The sequence below is a fragment of the Serratia sp. CoH_122_TC_1 genome (genome assembly GCF_058191755.1).
The window spans coordinates 1-15328 of record NZ_JBXWLA010000012.1; the positions used below are offsets into that span (position 1 = coordinate 1).

A 15328-nucleotide genomic window follows, 5' to 3' on the forward strand; every position below is an offset into this window, starting at 1 on the left:
AAGTGAAACGCCGTAGCGCCGATGGTAGTGTGGGGTCTCCCCATGCGAGAGTAGGACACTGCCAGGCATCAATTAAAGCAACAAGCCCTACGTGAAAGCGTAGGGCTTTTTGTTTTGTCTGCGATAAATATTTGCCTAAATTCTGATCAGTTTTTATCCCAATCTTCAATACGCATCACATAAATCACGCTATATTCTTCGCCCGCTATTTGTTTTAGTTGTTAACCATGCAATAACAATTAAGTTACATTTAATCGGCGGGATGCTGACCTACGATTTATTAGGCTCGGAGAATATAAAATGACAGAAACAACCTCGGTTATTGTGGATGGGGAGGGCGCTGATCTGGTTGTCCAAGATAAAAAGAAGCGCATTTTCGCCATTGTTGGGGCATCGTCGGGAAACCTGGTGGAATGGTTTGATTTTTACGTCTATTCCTTTTGTTCTATTTACTTTGCCGCATCTTTTTTCCCAGCAGGTAATAGCACGACCCAATTACTGCAAACCGCCGGCGTATTTGCTGCTGGTTTCTTTATGCGCCCTATCGGTGGTTGGTTATTCGGTTATATCGCCGACAAGCATGGCCGTAAAAACTCGATGTTGATTTCAGTCTGCATGATGTGTGCAGGATCGCTGGTGATCGCCTGTTTACCGACTTATGAATCCATCGGTAGCTGGGCGCCCGCACTGCTGTTGATCGCACGATTATTCCAGGGATTGTCCGTCGGCGGTGAGTACGGTACCAGTGCCACCTATATGAGTGAGGTGGCAATAAAGGGGCGACGTGGATTCTATGCTTCTTTCCAATATGTGACGCTGATTGGTGGCCAATTACTGGCGCTGCTGGTTCTGGTTGCGTTACAACAAATCCTCTCTGCTGACGAACTCAAGGCGTGGGGGTGGCGTATTCCTTTTGCCATTGGGGCCGTATTGGCCGTGGTGGCGTTGTATCTGCGTCGCTCACTGAATGAAACCTCCGATGCCAAAACGCGTAATCATAAAGACGCCGGTTCACTGAAAGGATTGTGGAAAAACCGCAAAGCCTTCCTGATGGTACTGGGCTTTACTGCCGGTGGCTCGTTGAGCTTTTATACCTTTACCACCTACATGCAGAAGTATTTGGTTAACACCTCTGGAATGGATGCCAAGTTGGCCAGTGGCATCATGACTGCGGCGCTATTTATCTACATGCTGTTGCAACCGTTGGTCGGGGCATTATCGGACAAGATTGGCCGCCGCAGCTCAATGCTGATCTTCGCCTCGTTTGCGACCTTATTGACGGTGCCGATCCTGCTGACGTTGAAAAATGTCACTAATCCTTATGCCGCCTTCGGTCTGATTGTCCTGGCGCTGTTTATTGTGAGTTTCTATACCTCGATCAGCGGGCTGCTGAAAGCTGAAATGTTCCCGCCGGAAGTGCGGGCATTAGGGGTTGGACTATCCTACGCGGTCGCTAACGCAATGTTTGGTGGGTCAGCAGAATATGTGGCGTTGTCGCTGAAATCCTTCGGCGCGGAAAATGCCTTCTTCTGGTATGTTTCCGGCATGTGTCTACTGGCGTTGATCGTGTCACTTCGCTTGCATCGCAAAGGAAAAGAAATCCAACTGTGAATCAGCGAGTGGCGTGATACAGGCTATAACCGGTCGCGGCGCCCGCGACATCCCAGGCAAAGTCCTTCCAGCTCCAACCGGTGCCGCCTTCACGACTGTCATACAGTTCTTTGGCGGCACCGAGCCCAATTGAGAACATCAGGCCGAAACTACGGCTACGGGCTTCACTCCAGTTTTGATGATCGCCATACGCAGCACCGGCGGCAGCAAAGGCAGCAGAAGCAACAAAATGCTGCGCTTTGTCCTTACCGGTCCAACTGTCATTGGCCAAATGGGTGCAGCCGCTGGTGAAAAGTAAAAAGGGGAGTACGGCCAGGCTGCGGAGTGGGCGCATAATGAAAACATCCTGTTGTCATGGCATATAAAAAACCCCGACATTGGCCGGGGTCTGCGATAGCTGAATTATAGCGGGATTACAGTATACGGCTAATCAATCTGTCGATGCGGATACGGCGCAGACGACGGATCAGTTTGCGCACTTTAACCGGATACTGCTGAATGCTTTGTAATTCCAGATAGTGCCCCACCACGGTGGTGTGGGTACGGATGCATTCCAACTCTTTGTGTCGCTGCTCACGTAACTCTTGCTTAGGATCGTGAATGAGAATGGCATTCTCCAGATCCAATCGCCACGCCCGCGGGTTAAGGTTATTACCGGTAATCAACTGCCATTCATCATCTACCCACATGCCTTTCAGGTGATAGCTGTTATCGCCGTCTTTCCACAAACGAACAATCAGCTGACCGGTATCGACATAACGCTGCAGGCGACTCAGAAAGCGTCGCAGGTTGATTTCATACAGGTAAGGTAACGCACCGATAATTTTGAACGGCTGATCTTCCGGAATATAGAAGTCATTCGCGGTTTTATCGCCAACAATGATTTCTACCTGTTTGCCTTCGCGCAGCAGAGAAATGATATTGCGTACCAGTAACGCCGGGAGGTTGAAGTAAGGCGTACACAGCGTCAGTTTTTGATCGGCGCAGGACATCAGATGGTGAATCGTTTTATTCAATACGCTTTGCTTGCCCAGCCCAACCAGCGGCGTTACTGCAAGCTCGTCGTTACCTGCCTTATTGCGAAACTGATAGCCGGCGCGGCGCAGGCCAAAGCGGAAAAGGCGAGTTTCGTTTTTGATCTCAGGGCTTTTCGGACGATCGTCACGATCCAATCGTTGTACTGCACCAGCGGACAATAGGTGCTGTTTGATGTAATCGATCAGAGTATTCGCCAATTCGCCGTTGGTGATCAGCTGGTAACGGTCGTAACGGTATTTCTCATGTTGATGTAAGTAAACGTCGTTGATGCTGGCACCGCTATAAATCACGGTATCGTCAATCACAAAGCCTTTCAGGTGCAACACGCCCAAGGCTTCACGGGTATTGACGGGCACGCCATATATCGGCACGGACAGCCCTGGGTGCTGGTTTGCCATGGCGCAGTACCAGTCAGCGTTTGTATTGGCAGCCGCGGCGCCGATGCGCCCACGCTGGGCACGATGCCAGTCAACCAGAATGCAAATCTCCAGTTCCGGGCATCGCTGCTTCGCCTGATAAAGGGCGTTGAGGATATCGCGTCCGGCGTCGTCGTGCTCCAGATACAAAGCGACCAGATAAATGCGTTTGGTAGCGTGAGCGATTAAGTCCAGCAGCGTAGCGCGGTAATCAGACGGTGTGTACAAGGTACGTACATCAGCTACCGTCTGAGGGAATTTGGGCAGTTGTGCAAGGTGTTGTTGATGTTTGCTACGTTTAAATTTTGACAACATCACAGTGCGCTTCTTCTCTCATGATTAGATGGCCTGAACGCCAAATACGGAAAAACAATAAATCGAATAATCGGGCGATAATACCACTAGTTGCCCCGATTGTGCGTATGTTTTGGCGTTAAGTGGTGGATTCGTAGCGCATTGCGACATAGGTCACTGCGCATCCTCCGCTTGCAACGGCAGGGTCAAATTGACGATGCCATCCTCAAGTTGCACATCGATGCTAAAGCCCAGTCGCTGTGCCAGCCCGATCATTCCGCGGTTGTTTGGCATGGTGATCCCGGTCAGACGGGCCAGCCCGTGGGCGCGAGCATAGGCGATCATTTTCTCAAGCAGTTGGCGCCCCAAACCGAGTCCTTTCAGATCGGACCGAACCAACACGGCGAACTCCGCATCGATATTGTCTGGATCGGACAGGGCGCGCGTGACACCAATGATATGTTCATCGCGCACGGCAACAAAAGCCATCTCCCGATCGTAGTCGATCTGCGTCATGTTAGCCAAATCGTCATGGGTAAACTCGTTGATCTCGCTGAAGTAGCGATAATAGAGATCTTCTTTGGTCACACGATCGATAAAGTGTTTCAACGCCGGTTCATCCTCCGGCAAGATCGGCCTGAACAGACAGTGTGAACCGTCTTTCAATTCTATGGTTTCTTCCAGCTCGTGTGGATAAGGACGAATGGCCAGACGTGCCTGTGGATCGCCGGTAAAGGGCGCAAGTTGCATGGAGACATCGAGAAGGGTGAACTCGCTGCCGGAGGCCAATACCGGGTGGATGTCCAGCCGAGTAATTTCCGGGCAATCGAGGATCAGGTTGGACACCTGCACCAACAAGCGACTCAACCCTGGAATATCCAGCGGTCTCAGGGCACTGCGTCCGCGGATTTTGCCCCCTTTCACGGCCTGCAACACCAGATAGCGTGCCAGTGCCATATTTAATGGGGGGAGAGCTACAGAAACCTGATTTTCCTGCCGCCATTCAATCCCGCCCTCGCCAAGCATGATCAGCGGGCCAAAAATGGCATCTTGTTCTACAGCAATGCGCAGTTCCTGTGCCCCGGCACGATTCGCCATACTCTGTACCAACAGGCCGTGAATGCGGGCCTGCGGATAGGTGCGCTTCACGCGATCGAGAATGGCTTCTGCAGCCCGCTGTACTTCGGTCGCGGTGCGTAAGTAAAGCATGACGCCCTGAACTTCAGACTTATGGGGAATATCGGGTGAACGCAGTTTGAGCGCTACCGGGTAACCAATCTGTTCGGCAATATGCACTGCCTCGGCGCTGTCTTCGGCAATCCAGGTGGGTAAGGTTGTCAGATCATAGGCTTGCAGAATCGATTGTACTTCGTGGGTATCGAGCTGCGTTGCGCCTTCAGACAACGCCTGTTGAATCAGCCGGTGAGCATCTGCGGTATTGGCCGTCAGACCTATTGGCAATGCCGGGGTCTCTTTTAGCTGTTTCTGATTACGGCGATATTCCACCATGTGCATAAATGCGGTTACCGCACCTTCCGGGGTACGGTAGGTTGGAATACCGGCTTCGGTAAATAGCCGCCGGGCTTCCTGCGACGAATACTCACCACACCAGTTGGTAAGGAGTGTCATTCGTTTGCCGCGGGGGTGTTGGCGAATGGCTTCAATAATGCGTTCAGCGGTGATCGTACCTGGAGCCGCAGCGCTTGGCGCGTGGATCAGCAGTAAGGCGTCGTAGTCATGGCTGTCGAGCAGTGTTTTCACCGCAGCCAAATAACGTTGCGGTGTTGCGTCGTCGCGCAGGTCAATCGGGTTACCGGCAGGGATAAATTCGGGTAGCGCGTCGGTAAGCTGCGCCAGGGTCTCGTCTCCCAACAGTGCCAGCTTACCGTTGCGGCCCAATAATTCATCCAATGCCATCGCAGCAGGTGCGGCCCCGTTACTGACAATCATCAGCCGTTCTCCGCGCAGCGGGTGCATATGGCTCAGGGTTTCTACCGCGGAGAACAGCTCATGGGTATCCTGCACGCGCAATAACCCGGCACGTTGAATGGCCGCATCGTAGGCGGCATCTAACCCTTGCTGGCTGTTGAGCAATAACTGAGCTTGCTGACTGCGACCACTTTTGACGACCAGAATCGGCTTGTTGCGGGAAGCACTGCGGGATGCAGATAAAAAGCGACGTGCATCGCTGATGTTTTCCAGATACAGCAAGATAGCGCTGGTTTTACTGTCGCGAGCCAGAAAGTCCAGCAGGTCGTCGACGTCAATATCCAGGCTGTCGCCCAGCGCAATAAAATAGGAAAAACCGACTTCGCGCTGCTGTGCCCAGTCGAGGATAGTATTGGCCACTGCGGCGGACTGGGAAATGAACGCCAGCTTGCCCTTGAGGATCGGGACCGGCGAGAAACTGGCATTGATACCTTGCCAAGGGGCCAACAGGCCCAGACTGTTTGGTCCTAGCAGGCGCATTGAATAACGCTGAGCATAAGCCTTTAACTCGGCGAACTGCTCTGGAGGAGAAGAGAGAACAATGGCGGTTTTGCATCCGCGCTCACCCAGAGCCTGAATTAGTGCGAGGTTGCGTCGTGCATGGGTGCAAAGTATTGCCAGATCGGGGCTGATAGGCAGGCTGGCAACGTCCGGGTACGCCATTACCCCGCAGACGGCCTTGTAGCTTGGCGTGACGGGCATTACGGGCCCGTTGAATCCCCCCGCCAACAGGTTGCTCATCATCAGATTGCCGGCACGGCCAGGTTGTTGTGAAGCGCCGAGAACGGCAATCGATTTGGGACGTAAAAGCGCTTCTAACCCTCGCTGGCTCATGCACGACTCCTTGATGTCCTTCAAAATAACAGGGGGCGTTGGCTGCCGTTGCTGCTTTGTAAACTAAATGTCCTGGGGCATGTTCAGTTGTCAGCGGCCTGCATTTCGAATTATTGGCTATAGCTACGTTACTGCCTGATTCTAGACGTTTTGAGACGGCTTTGCTGTGACCGGTGCCTCCGGGCGCGTAGGTTTCCCTGCCAGATACTGTTGGCGGAAATAGCGAAAATGCTCGGCCAGCCCGTCTGCGGCGGCCGCATCACCGGCCTGTTGCAGCAGGGCAGTCGCAACTTCTGCTGTGCAGTGTTGCTCAGTACGGCTGGCTTCGCGCAGTTGGTAGTTCGACGCGGCGGTTACGTTGAGTGAGAACACCGGGAACTGATTGAGATACGGGCTTTTACGGAACATTTTGCTCGCCTCGGTCCAGGTACCGTCCAGCATAATAAACAGCGGCGGTTTGCCACCGGCAGGCAGCTCGCTGAATACCGGCCGTTCAGGCGCGGCATAAGACGCGGGGAACACCACATAAGGCTGGCGTCCGGGATCGTTAATGGCCGTCAACAGGGCTGGGTCAACCTCGGTGCGCGACCAAAGGAACGCCTGCGTTTCTGGCAGTATATCGGCGATCAAGCGGCCGGTATTGCTCGGCTTCAACGGCTCTGCACCAAACATGATTAAGCAGAAACGGCTGGTGGCGGGCTGTGGCTGAATAGTGTCGCACAGGCAGTTTTTTTGCGGCAGCAGGCAACCCTGACAACGCGATATGCGGTTGCCGCGCGCCAGAAAGGGGCGAGTAGAGCGTTCCAGGCGAAACTGGCGCAGGCGAAGTACGGCGTTGTCGGTCATAAGTATTCCGGCGAAAACCGCCATTGTAACGCAGAAAAAAGCCCGACGGGAGCGTTCGGGCTGGATTGCGTCACGGCGATGTCATCCACAATGGGCAACACCGCCTATACTTTCTGCGTTAAACTAGTTCATTGAGCCAGTTATCAAATGGCGCCTTTGGCATGGCGCCGTTGAGCATGTCGACCATTTTTCCTTTACGGAATAGCATGATGGTCGGAATGCTGCGGATGCGGAAGCGAGCGCTCAATTCTGGCTCTGCCTCGGTGTTCACTTTTACGAAGCGAACTTTGCCCGCGCGTTCTTCGGCAACGTCTTCGAAGATCGGCGCAAAACTGACGCAAGGGCCGCACCACGGTGCCCAAAAGTCGACCACGACCGGCAGATCATCCTGCAGCAGCGGGTCCAGTGTCGCGGCGGTGGCATTGATCACCTCACCGTCAAATAGCGCATGGCCGCAGCGGCCGCATTTCGCACCGTCAGCCACGCGTTCTTCAGGGACGCGGTTGGTGGCATTACAAGCTGGACAGACTGTATTCATGATGACCTCGGATACTGAGAAAGCATGACAAACCGCATTCGGGTTGCGGATATGTTTCTTTAATGCTGCTTATTATCGTTAAAAGTGCGGCAAGGAACAAAGAGGTTTGTTCAATGAATACGATAGTTGTTAGCTTTTAGCGCAAGTAGGTGGCTTAGCACCCCAACATCAGGTAATCTTCGCGCCCTGCGCGTTGGTGGAGAAGAAAATGAACGATTCATTTAGTGGCAAGAACGGTAAAGTTAAAGTGATGTACGTCCGCAGCGACGATGACAGCAGCAGCGACGACCGTAACAAGAATAAGCGTCCGGCCGGCAAAGGCCGTCCGGCAGACGGTGCGCGCTCTTCGGGCCGTACCGGTCAGGACAAACCACGTGGCAACAATGATCGCCGTGGCTCTGGTACTGATTCCCGCCGCAGTGAAAGCGATCGTCCTCGCCGTCCAGCGCGTACTGAAGACCGTGGCGGTTATGATTCGCCATGGAAAACCGTGTCACGTGGCCCGGAAGAAGAGCCGGCGTTCGATCACGGCGGTATCAGCGGTAAAAGCTTTATCGATCCGGAGCAGCTGCGTCGTCAACGTGCGGAAGAAACCCGTGTTTACGGTGAGAACGCCTGCCAGGCCCTGTTTGCCAGCCGCCCAGACGCCATCGTCCGTGCGTGGTTCGTGCAGTCGGTCACGCCACGTTTTCGTGAAGCCCTACGTTGGATGGCGGCGAACCGTAAAGCCTATCACGTCGTAGATGAAGAAGAGCTGGCTAAAGCGTCCGGCACTGAACACCATGGCGGCGTGTGCTTCCTGATCAAAAAGCGTCAGGGGCTGGATGCGCAAACCTATTTGAAAGAAGCACCGGCGAAAGACTGCGTGCTGGCATTGGAAGAAGTGGGCAACCCGCATAACCTGGGGGCTATCGTCCGTTCTTGCGCTCACTTTGGCGTTAACGGCGTGTTGCTGCAGGATCCTGCGTTGCTGGAGTCTGGTGCTGCGGTGCGTACGGCAGAGGGTGGGGCAGAGCACATCAAAGCGATTAGCGCTGATGACTTCCTGTCGGTGCTGGATACCTTCCGCAAGGCGGGTTATGCCATTGTGACCACCTCGAGCCACAAAGGTACCCCACTGGCGCAGGCTAAACTGCCGGCCAAAATGGTACTGGTACTGGGGCAAGAGCGCGACGGTCTGAGCGACAGCGCCTGGCAACAGGGGGATATGAACGTGTCTATCGGCGGTACCGGCAAGGTAGAAAGCCTGAACGTATCGGTCGCGACCGGTATTTTGCTGGCTGACTGGTGGCGTCAAAACCAGGCCTAATATACCCGTCGCCTTTCAAGCTGCAGCGTTGTTAGCTGCACTCAGTTATGTGGCCCGTCCATGGGCCACACCCCTTAGGGGCCGCTGCGGGCAGCGTTCAAATCTGCTCCCGGCAGATTTGTCACCCCAGTGACTGACTAGAGTAAGCGCCTGGGGATGAGTGAGTGGATCGCCTAGCTGCAACTTGAAATTCATAGGGTATACATAATGTTATAAAAAAACGGGCGCCCTGGGGCGCCCGTTTTGCTTTCTACTGTTTAGTGAGCGCCGCCGCCCCCGCCGCCAGAACTGAATGGCGGTTTCGCCACCCACACCAGTACCAGCAGGATCAGGAACACCCCAGCAGCCAACCAGAAAATCTCGTTGGCAGAGATGATCAACCCTTGCGCGGTGATCTCGTTGGCAATATAGGCCGACGCCTGCTGCTTGCTCATACCGATCTGTTCCAACTGTCGATACATTTCCTGCGACTGCGGACTGTATGGATTCACAAACTCCGTCAGCTGCGCGTGATGTTGCGATTCGCGCTGGGTCCACAGCGTGGTGGTGATCGACGTACCGATCGACCCCGCCAACGTACGGGTAAAGTTCGACAGGCTCGATGCCGCTGCCATACGTTCCGGCGGCAAGCCGGACAGCGTGATGGTGGTTAACGGCATAAAGAAGCAGGCGATGGCAAAGCCCTGGACAAACTGCGGCCAGGCCGAGGCACCAAAGTCCATTCCCGGCTCAAACGTATAAGCGCGCCAGTAAAAGCACACGGCATACATAATGAAGCTAAAGGTCACCAGCCTGCGCATATCGAGTCGGTTGCCGAATTTACCGATGATCGGTGACAGCAATACCGGTATCAACCCGATCGGTGCCGAAGCCAATCCTGCCCAGGTGGCGGTATAGCCATACACCTCCTGTAGCAGCTGCGGCAACAGGACGATAGCGCCGAAGTAGAGCATGTAGGCCAGACTGATGCACAGACAGCCGATGGTAAAGTTGCGTGACTTGAACAGCGACAAGTCTACCACCGGGTGGTCGTCCGTCAGTTCCCAGACCACCAGGAACAGCAGCGCCACCACCGCCACCACCGTCAGCACAATAATCTCGGTCGAGTTGAACCAGTCCAGCTCCTTACCCTGATCGAGCATCACCTGCAGCGAACCAATGCCGACAATCAGCAGCACCAGGCCAACGGTATCGATCGGTTTGATCTCGGTCTTGGTTTCTCTGCCGCGCAACGTCGACAGGGCTGCCATGATCACGAAACCGCCAATCGGAATGTTGATGAAGAAGATCCAGCCCCAGTGATAGTTATCACTGATATAACCCCCGAGGATAGGCCCGAATATTGGCGCGACGATCACCGTCATCGACCAGAGCGCCAGGGCCATCGCTCGCTTGGCGGGCGGATAGTTGTTCAGCAACAGGCTTTGTGACAGCGGGATCAAGGGCCCTGCGACCACCCCCTGGATCACGCGGAAGAAGATCAGCATGCCCAGGCTGTTGGAAATGCCACACAGCCAGGAAGCGAGCACGAACAATGCGGTGGACCAAAGGAACAACCGCACTTCACCGACGCGCTTTGCCAGCCAGCCGGTGATCGGGATGGAAATGGCGTTTGCCACGCCAAACGAGGTGATCACCCAGGTGCCCTGCGAGTTGGAAGACCCGAGGTTACCCGCAATTGTTGGGATCGCCACGTTGGCAATGGTGGAGTCCAGCACCTGCATAAAGGTCGCCATGGCGAGCGCGACCGTCATCCAGGCGAGCTGAGCGCCTTCAAGCGGTTTCTGTGCCAAGGTAGCCTCCCGCGCGCTTAGCCGGCATTCGCATGGATCACGTCAGCGATCATCTGGTTAACCGGTGCCAGATTCAACGCCAGCGCGTCGGTCTGGTACAGCGGTTTGTCTCGCACCACATCAGACAGCACGCGGCCATCCAGATTGGTGGTATCGACTTTTACCAGTGTGGATAAGCCAATGCGCAACGGATGATCGGCAATTTGTTTGGCGTCCAGCTCAATACGCACCGGCAGACGCTGAACCACTTTGATCCAGTTACCGGTAGCATTTTGTGCAGGCAGCAGCGAGAAGGCGCTACCGGTACCCATATCGATACCGACGACTTTGCCGTTATACACCACATCGTCACCGTAAATATCACTGACTACGGTAGCCGACTGTCCAATACGCATATTGGCAATTTGGGTTTCTTTAAAGTTGGCATCAACCCAGATGTGATCGGCTGGCACCACGGCCATTAGCGGGGAGCCGGCGGCGATTTGCGCGCCAACCTGTACGCTACGACGGGACACATAGCCGGTGATCGGGCTGATGATTTGAGTACGTTGCAATGCCAGCCAAGCGTCGCGTACTTGCGCGGCGGACTGTTGGATCGCGGGCTGCTGTTCCAGTGGGGTATTGAGCACCATCGCCTGATTGGCGTTGTATTGCTGTACGGCCACTTCTAACGCGGCCTTGGCGCTGTCGACCGCATCACGTGCATGTTGCAGTTCTTCACGGCCAATGGCGTCAACGCTACCCAGCACCACACGGCGCTTTAAATCACTCTCAGCTTTGCTCAAGTCAGATTTGCGCAGGGCAATATTGGCCTGATATTGCTTACTGTTAATGATGAGCTGGTGGGTTTGACGCACGCTGTTAGCCAAGCCGGTTTTGGCGCGTTCAAGCGCTTGCTCGGCATCGGTTGGATCGAGCGTGACCAGTACATCACCCTGTTTTACGTAATCTGTATTGTCGAAGTTGACGCGGTTAACGCTACCGTTCACCTGGGCCATGATCTGCACCTGGTTACCGGACACATAGGCGTCGTCCGTTTCCTGATGATGACGCAGCACCAGGAACCAATACACTAAATATGCCACCCCAATAACAACAAAAATAACCGTTAGCAACAGCAGCCAGAATTTACGCTGCTTCTTCTTACCGACCGGTTGCTGCGGGTTTTGAGTTTCCGCGCTTACACTCATGGTGTTCTCCAAGCTCTCTTTACCCTTCAGACTGAAGCGGCATCGGTATTGGCTCTGCTCACTCGCCCGATGCACTTACAGGAGTAAGTTCATGGGGCTCGTTCCCTTGCCGTCTCGATGCCGCGCCAATTATTTTGGGTCGTTTTATTATGCTTTTGAATCCGCTACGGCCGGAGCTTGATAGCCACCGCCCAGCGCACGGATCAGTCCTATCTTCGCCTGCAACAAGTTGCTGCTGGCATTCAGTTCCGCCTGCTGCTGCTGCAAGAGCTGCGTTTGGCTGGTTAACAACTGGTCGCGCCCGATAATCCCTGCCTGGTATCGAGCGTTAGCGACGCGGTACACCTGCTGCATCGATTGGGACGCGGATGCCGCCTGCAGCTGCTGTTGCGCAGTGCTTTGTTGGACGGTGATGGCATCAGCAGTTTCCTGCACGGCATTCAGGATAGTTTGGTTATAGGACTCGACGGCCTGGTCATACAGTGCAGACTCCTCACCCAGCTTGCTGCGCAGTGCGCCGGCGTGGAAGATCGGTAATGAAATCGCTGGCACCACATTCCAGGCTTGGCTGGCCGCTTCAAACAGGTTCGGGCTGGTGCCACTGGTATTGGTCGTGGTCAGGCCGGCAAAGGCTGAAATGGTCAGGCTAGGGTAAAATTCCTTACGTGCGGCGCTGACGCGTTGGCTGTAGGACTCCACCAACTGGCGCTGTGCGGCGATGTCCGGGCGTTTACCCAGCAAATCGGCAGTTAGCTCACCTTTTGGCGCCATCAAATTACTGGCAGGCAACGCGACTGGACGCAGGTGCTGCATCGCATTCGGGCCCTGGCCAGCCAGTGCGGCCAATTGGTGTCTAAGTTGTTCAATTTGCGACTGCAGTTGAAGGATCTGCTGTTTGGCGCCGTCAGCTTGTGCCTGGGTTTGTTGTGGAACATCAACACCCGTAATGCCGGCTTTATATTGCTGCTGGCGCAGGTCTGCCAGGCGTTGGTTGTTATCCACTTCCTGTTGCAGCAGTTTTTCCAGTGCAAAATTGCTTTGAAGCTGGTAATACGCCGAGGCCACGGAACTGGTCAGCGTCAGTGCCGCCTGTTCCTGTTCGGCGCGTGCCGCATCAACCTGTGCCTTGGCGGCGTTAACCTGATTGCGGTATTTGCCCCACCAGTCAAACTCATAAGCCAGATTCAGGCCCAAAGAGTTAGAGGTTTCATAGATCGGTTGGTGCGGGTAGCCCAGCCCCAGGTTAACGTTCTGTGGAATTTTCTGGCGGTTGCTGCTGGCGTTCAGATCCAGATTGGGGCCATTGGCGGCACTGGCTTCGCCTACGACACTTTGTGCTTCGCGCACGCGACCCGCTGCTTGTCTCAGCGTCGGCGAGCTTTGCAGCGTCTGGGTCATCAGGCTATCGAGCTGCGGGTCATTAAGCGAACGCCACCATTGCGGGCTGACATTCAGCGAACTGACTTTTGGCTGTGACAGTTGCAGGCTCTGCGGATCCATCAGGGTGGATTGCGGGGCAATATTATCGGTAGATGCACACCCGGCCAGCAGCAATACAGCGAACAGCGGGGTGAATCTCCAGTTAAATGGGGATCGCATAGTATGTTACCTGAACAGAAGTTATTGGGATAACTGTCCTGAAACTTCCATCTGGTCCAGACGCGTTAACAGTTTGCGCGTCAGCTTTTCAAGCTGCTGCTGTTCGTCATCGTTCAGCGTGGACCACAGGAAATGCAGACATTTGTGCTGCGGTGGCAGCAACTGGTTGAGAAATTCCTCTCCCTGCGGCGTCATGTGCAAATGCAGGCAACGACGATCATTGTCACTTTCACGGCGCTCAATCCAACCGCGCTTTTCTAACTCATCGGCAATACGTGTGGCATTAGTACGCGACGAACCTAGGGCAGAGCTTAGCTCAGAAGGCTGAATGCTGTGACTTTCCTGTGCATCCAGAGTAATCAGCGCCATAAACAATGTTTCGTTAATCCCTTGAGCTTTGAGCATTTTATTGCGGTTTTCCAGCAGCTTACTTTGCATGTGCATGCACAGACGGGTCAGCAATATCTCCTGATAAGGGAAATCTTTCTGACGTTTTGCGCGGAAATTAAGCATTTGTTCAATGGGAGTAAACGAGCTTTCCATAATTTGGGGCCTCATTAATTTCGTTCGAGATAGTAACGATAGTGATTAATAATGTAAATGTTCAGCCGTGCGAATAATTTAGCAATTCGTGTCATTTGTAAGTTGTTTGTCAATGACCCATTTTTGAGTAAGTGCTCAGAATGGGGATGACGGACAAAATCAAAGGCTGGCTGGGCCGAGAATCATAAACATTTTTAATGTGATGCCAAAGGCGACTGCGCCGATCAACGTCGACAAAATGATGCTCTTGCTGCGGTAGAAGCACAAACCCAGTGCGGCGAACCCGACCAGTGTTGGCCACAGCTTGTCGGGTTCACGCATCACCACCGGCGTGCTGGATACCACCAGCAACGCACAGATAGAGGCGATGCCGATACTGTCGAGCAGCAAGGCCGTTTTACCTCGCTTGATGCCGGGTTGGGCACGCGCTGGCGCCAGGCGTAATGGTAAGTAGCGGAACAGGTAATTAGCGCAACCCACAACCAGGCCAATGATCAGCACATCAGTGTTCATTGATAACCTCCTGCGTGGTGGGTTGGAACAGCGCGGCGATACAACCGGCACTGATACCCGCTAAAATGGCTACCGGGATGGAAAATAGCACTACGCCGAGCAGTGCACCGGCCAGAGCCGCGGCGATAGTCAGGCTTTGCGGGCGTTTGAATGCAGCAAGCAGGAAACTGAGGAACAGCGCCGGCAGCATAAAGGAGAGTGACGCCTCGATGACGGGATATTGCTCAAGAGGCCCGTTGCCGAAGAGTGCGCCAATCGCGGTGCCTGCGACCCACGACAGCCAGGAGCACAGCGAGATGCCGAGCATCCAGTTTTCGCTCCAACTGCGGTTATTGCGCATTAACTTGGCCGTAGCCGCGGCGAACACTTCATCGGTCAGGCCGAAGGCCCACAGTGCCGTTTTACCGCGCGACATGCGCGAAACGATGCGGTGTCGCAGGGCTGGGCCATACAGCAAATGCCGTATGTCCATGGCCATCACGGTTAGCGCGGAAACCCACAGTGACATACCGGCACTCAACAAGGCAGTGATCACAAACTGACTCGCCCCCGCATAGATAATGCAGGAAAAGAAGATGCTCTCTAGCGGGGAGAATCCCAGCTTAACGGCGCTCAGGCCGAATGCGAAAGCCACCGGCACATAGCCGATGACAATAGGTAAACTGTCGACGATGCCGTGGGTAAAGGTAGAGCTGACGGCAGGAGGATTGAGGTTTTCTGCAGCTTGGCTTTGCATTTTTATGAGTGTCGCAGGATATAGAGATCAATAGTTCATCTGCAGAACATTACCAGAGAGTGAGTAATGTTTATACCCT

Annotated in this window: 13 protein-coding genes; 2 read left to right on the forward strand and 11 right to left on the reverse strand. The window is 54.3% G+C overall.

Going from position 1 to position 15328, the window contains the following annotated elements; translation table 11 throughout:
• The first annotated feature begins 300 nt into the window (after window positions 1-300).
• Window positions 301-1611 carry an MFS family transporter gene (locus AC2FC2_RS16055; RefSeq protein WP_209640409.1) on the forward strand — a complete coding sequence of 437 codons (1311 nt, stop codon included), beginning with the start codon at window positions 301-303 and terminating at the stop codon, window positions 1609-1611.
• A 1-nt stretch (window position 1612) separates the two neighbouring features.
• Here the strand turns inward: AC2FC2_RS16055 and AC2FC2_RS16060 are convergent, their stop codons facing one another.
• The 5 genes from AC2FC2_RS16060 to trxC form a co-directional block, all read right to left on the reverse strand.
• Window positions 1613-1945 carry a YfiM family lipoprotein gene (locus tag AC2FC2_RS16060; protein WP_209640406.1) on the reverse strand — a complete coding sequence of 111 codons (333 nt, stop codon included), beginning with the start codon at window positions 1943-1945 and terminating at the stop codon, window positions 1613-1615.
• A 79-nt stretch (window positions 1946-2024) separates the two neighbouring features.
• Window positions 2025-3380, reverse strand: coding sequence for a CDP-diacylglycerol--serine O-phosphatidyltransferase (gene pssA / locus AC2FC2_RS16065; RefSeq protein ID WP_265557048.1), 1356 nt, complete (start codon window positions 3378-3380; stop codon window positions 2025-2027).
• Between the two features lie 153 nt (window positions 3381-3533).
• The gene (locus tag AC2FC2_RS16070; protein WP_490659527.1) at window positions 3534-6182 is read right to left on the reverse strand and encodes a bifunctional acetate--CoA ligase family protein/GNAT family N-acetyltransferase; all 2649 of its coding nucleotides are present in this window, start codon (window positions 6180-6182) and stop codon (window positions 3534-3536) included.
• Between the two features lie 141 nt (window positions 6183-6323).
• Window positions 6324-7028: a tRNA-uridine aminocarboxypropyltransferase gene (locus tag AC2FC2_RS16075; protein WP_209640398.1), complete on the reverse strand. Its 705-nt coding sequence runs from the start codon at window positions 7026-7028 to the stop codon at window positions 6324-6326.
• A 118-nt stretch (window positions 7029-7146) separates the two neighbouring features.
• Complete coding sequence (gene trxC / locus AC2FC2_RS16080; RefSeq protein ID WP_490659528.1) at window positions 7147-7566, reverse strand: thioredoxin TrxC; 420 nt, start codon at window positions 7564-7566, stop codon at window positions 7147-7149.
• A 208-nt stretch (window positions 7567-7774) separates the two neighbouring features.
• Between trxC and AC2FC2_RS16085 the strand changes: the two genes are divergently transcribed.
• A complete protein-coding gene (locus AC2FC2_RS16085; protein ID WP_061808384.1) occupies window positions 7775-8875 on the forward strand; it encodes a tRNA/rRNA methyltransferase in 1101 nt (366 codons plus the stop codon).
• Window positions 8876-9132: 257 nt separating this feature from the next.
• Here AC2FC2_RS16085 and emrB read toward each other — a convergent pair whose 3' ends face one another.
• The 6 genes from emrB to AC2FC2_RS16115 all read right to left on the reverse strand — a co-directional run bounded on the left by emrB (window position 9133) and on the right by AC2FC2_RS16115 (window position 15249).
• Window positions 9133-10668 carry a multidrug efflux MFS transporter permease subunit EmrB gene (gene emrB / locus AC2FC2_RS16090; RefSeq protein ID WP_209640393.1) on the reverse strand — a complete coding sequence of 512 codons (1536 nt, stop codon included), beginning with the start codon at window positions 10666-10668 and terminating at the stop codon, window positions 9133-9135.
• 17 nt (window positions 10669-10685) lie between these two features.
• The gene (emrA, locus tag AC2FC2_RS16095; protein WP_209640392.1) at window positions 10686-11858 is read right to left on the reverse strand and encodes a multidrug efflux MFS transporter periplasmic adaptor subunit EmrA; all 1173 of its coding nucleotides are present in this window, start codon (window positions 11856-11858) and stop codon (window positions 10686-10688) included.
• A gap of 147 nt (window positions 11859-12005) precedes the next feature.
• Window positions 12006-13457 carry an efflux transporter outer membrane subunit gene (locus tag AC2FC2_RS16100; RefSeq protein WP_209640390.1) on the reverse strand — a complete coding sequence of 484 codons (1452 nt, stop codon included), beginning with the start codon at window positions 13455-13457 and terminating at the stop codon, window positions 12006-12008.
• A gap of 21 nt (window positions 13458-13478) precedes the next feature.
• Window positions 13479-14000: a transcriptional repressor MprA gene (gene mprA / locus AC2FC2_RS16105; protein WP_037422292.1), complete on the reverse strand. Its 522-nt coding sequence runs from the start codon at window positions 13998-14000 to the stop codon at window positions 13479-13481.
• Window positions 14001-14159: 159 nt separating this feature from the next.
• Window positions 14160-14513: an L-valine transporter subunit YgaH gene (ygaH, locus tag AC2FC2_RS16110; protein ID WP_209640388.1), complete on the reverse strand. Its 354-nt coding sequence runs from the start codon at window positions 14511-14513 to the stop codon at window positions 14160-14162.
• Window positions 14503-15249, reverse strand: a complete 747-nt coding sequence (locus tag AC2FC2_RS16115; protein ID WP_404760666.1) for an AzlC family ABC transporter permease — start codon at window positions 15247-15249, stop codon at window positions 14503-14505. The genes ygaH and AC2FC2_RS16115 overlap by 11 nt, the downstream gene beginning before the upstream one ends.
• Between the last annotated feature and the right edge of the window lie 79 nt (window positions 15250-15328).

Bases quoted from the DNA above. Each gene is read 5' to 3' on its own strand.
- AC2FC2_RS16055 (WP_209640409.1), top strand. From the start codon at position 301: ATGACAGAAACAACCTCGGTTATTGTGGATGGGGAGGGCGCTGATCTG.
- pssA (WP_265557048.1), bottom strand. From the start codon at position 3,380: ATGTTGTCAAAATTTAAACGTAGCAAACATCAACAACACCTTGCACAA.
- mprA (WP_037422292.1), bottom strand. From the start codon at position 14,000: ATGGAAAGCTCGTTTACTCCCATTGAACAAATGCTTAATTTCCGCGCA.
- AC2FC2_RS16075 (WP_209640398.1), bottom strand. From the start codon at position 7,028: ATGACCGACAACGCCGTACTTCGCCTGCGCCAGTTTCGCCTGGAACGC.
- ygaH (WP_209640388.1), bottom strand. From the start codon at position 14,513: ATGAACACTGATGTGCTGATCATTGGCCTGGTTGTGGGTTGCGCTAAT.
- AC2FC2_RS16070 (WP_490659527.1), bottom strand. From the start codon at position 6,182: ATGAGCCAGCGAGGGTTAGAAGCGCTTTTACGTCCCAAATCGATTGCC.
- emrA (WP_209640392.1), bottom strand. From the start codon at position 11,858: ATGAGTGTAAGCGCGGAAACTCAAAACCCGCAGCAACCGGTCGGTAAG.
- AC2FC2_RS16100 (WP_209640390.1), bottom strand. From the start codon at position 13,457: ATGCGATCCCCATTTAACTGGAGATTCACCCCGCTGTTCGCTGTATTG.
- AC2FC2_RS16060 (WP_209640406.1), bottom strand. From the start codon at position 1,945: ATGCGCCCACTCCGCAGCCTGGCCGTACTCCCCTTTTTACTTTTCACC.
- trxC (WP_490659528.1), bottom strand. From the start codon at position 7,566: ATGAATACAGTCTGTCCAGCTTGTAATGCCACCAACCGCGTCCCTGAA.
- AC2FC2_RS16115 (WP_404760666.1), bottom strand. From the start codon at position 15,249: ATGCAAAGCCAAGCTGCAGAAAACCTCAATCCTCCTGCCGTCAGCTCT.
- AC2FC2_RS16085 (WP_061808384.1), top strand. From the start codon at position 7,775: ATGAACGATTCATTTAGTGGCAAGAACGGTAAAGTTAAAGTGATGTAC.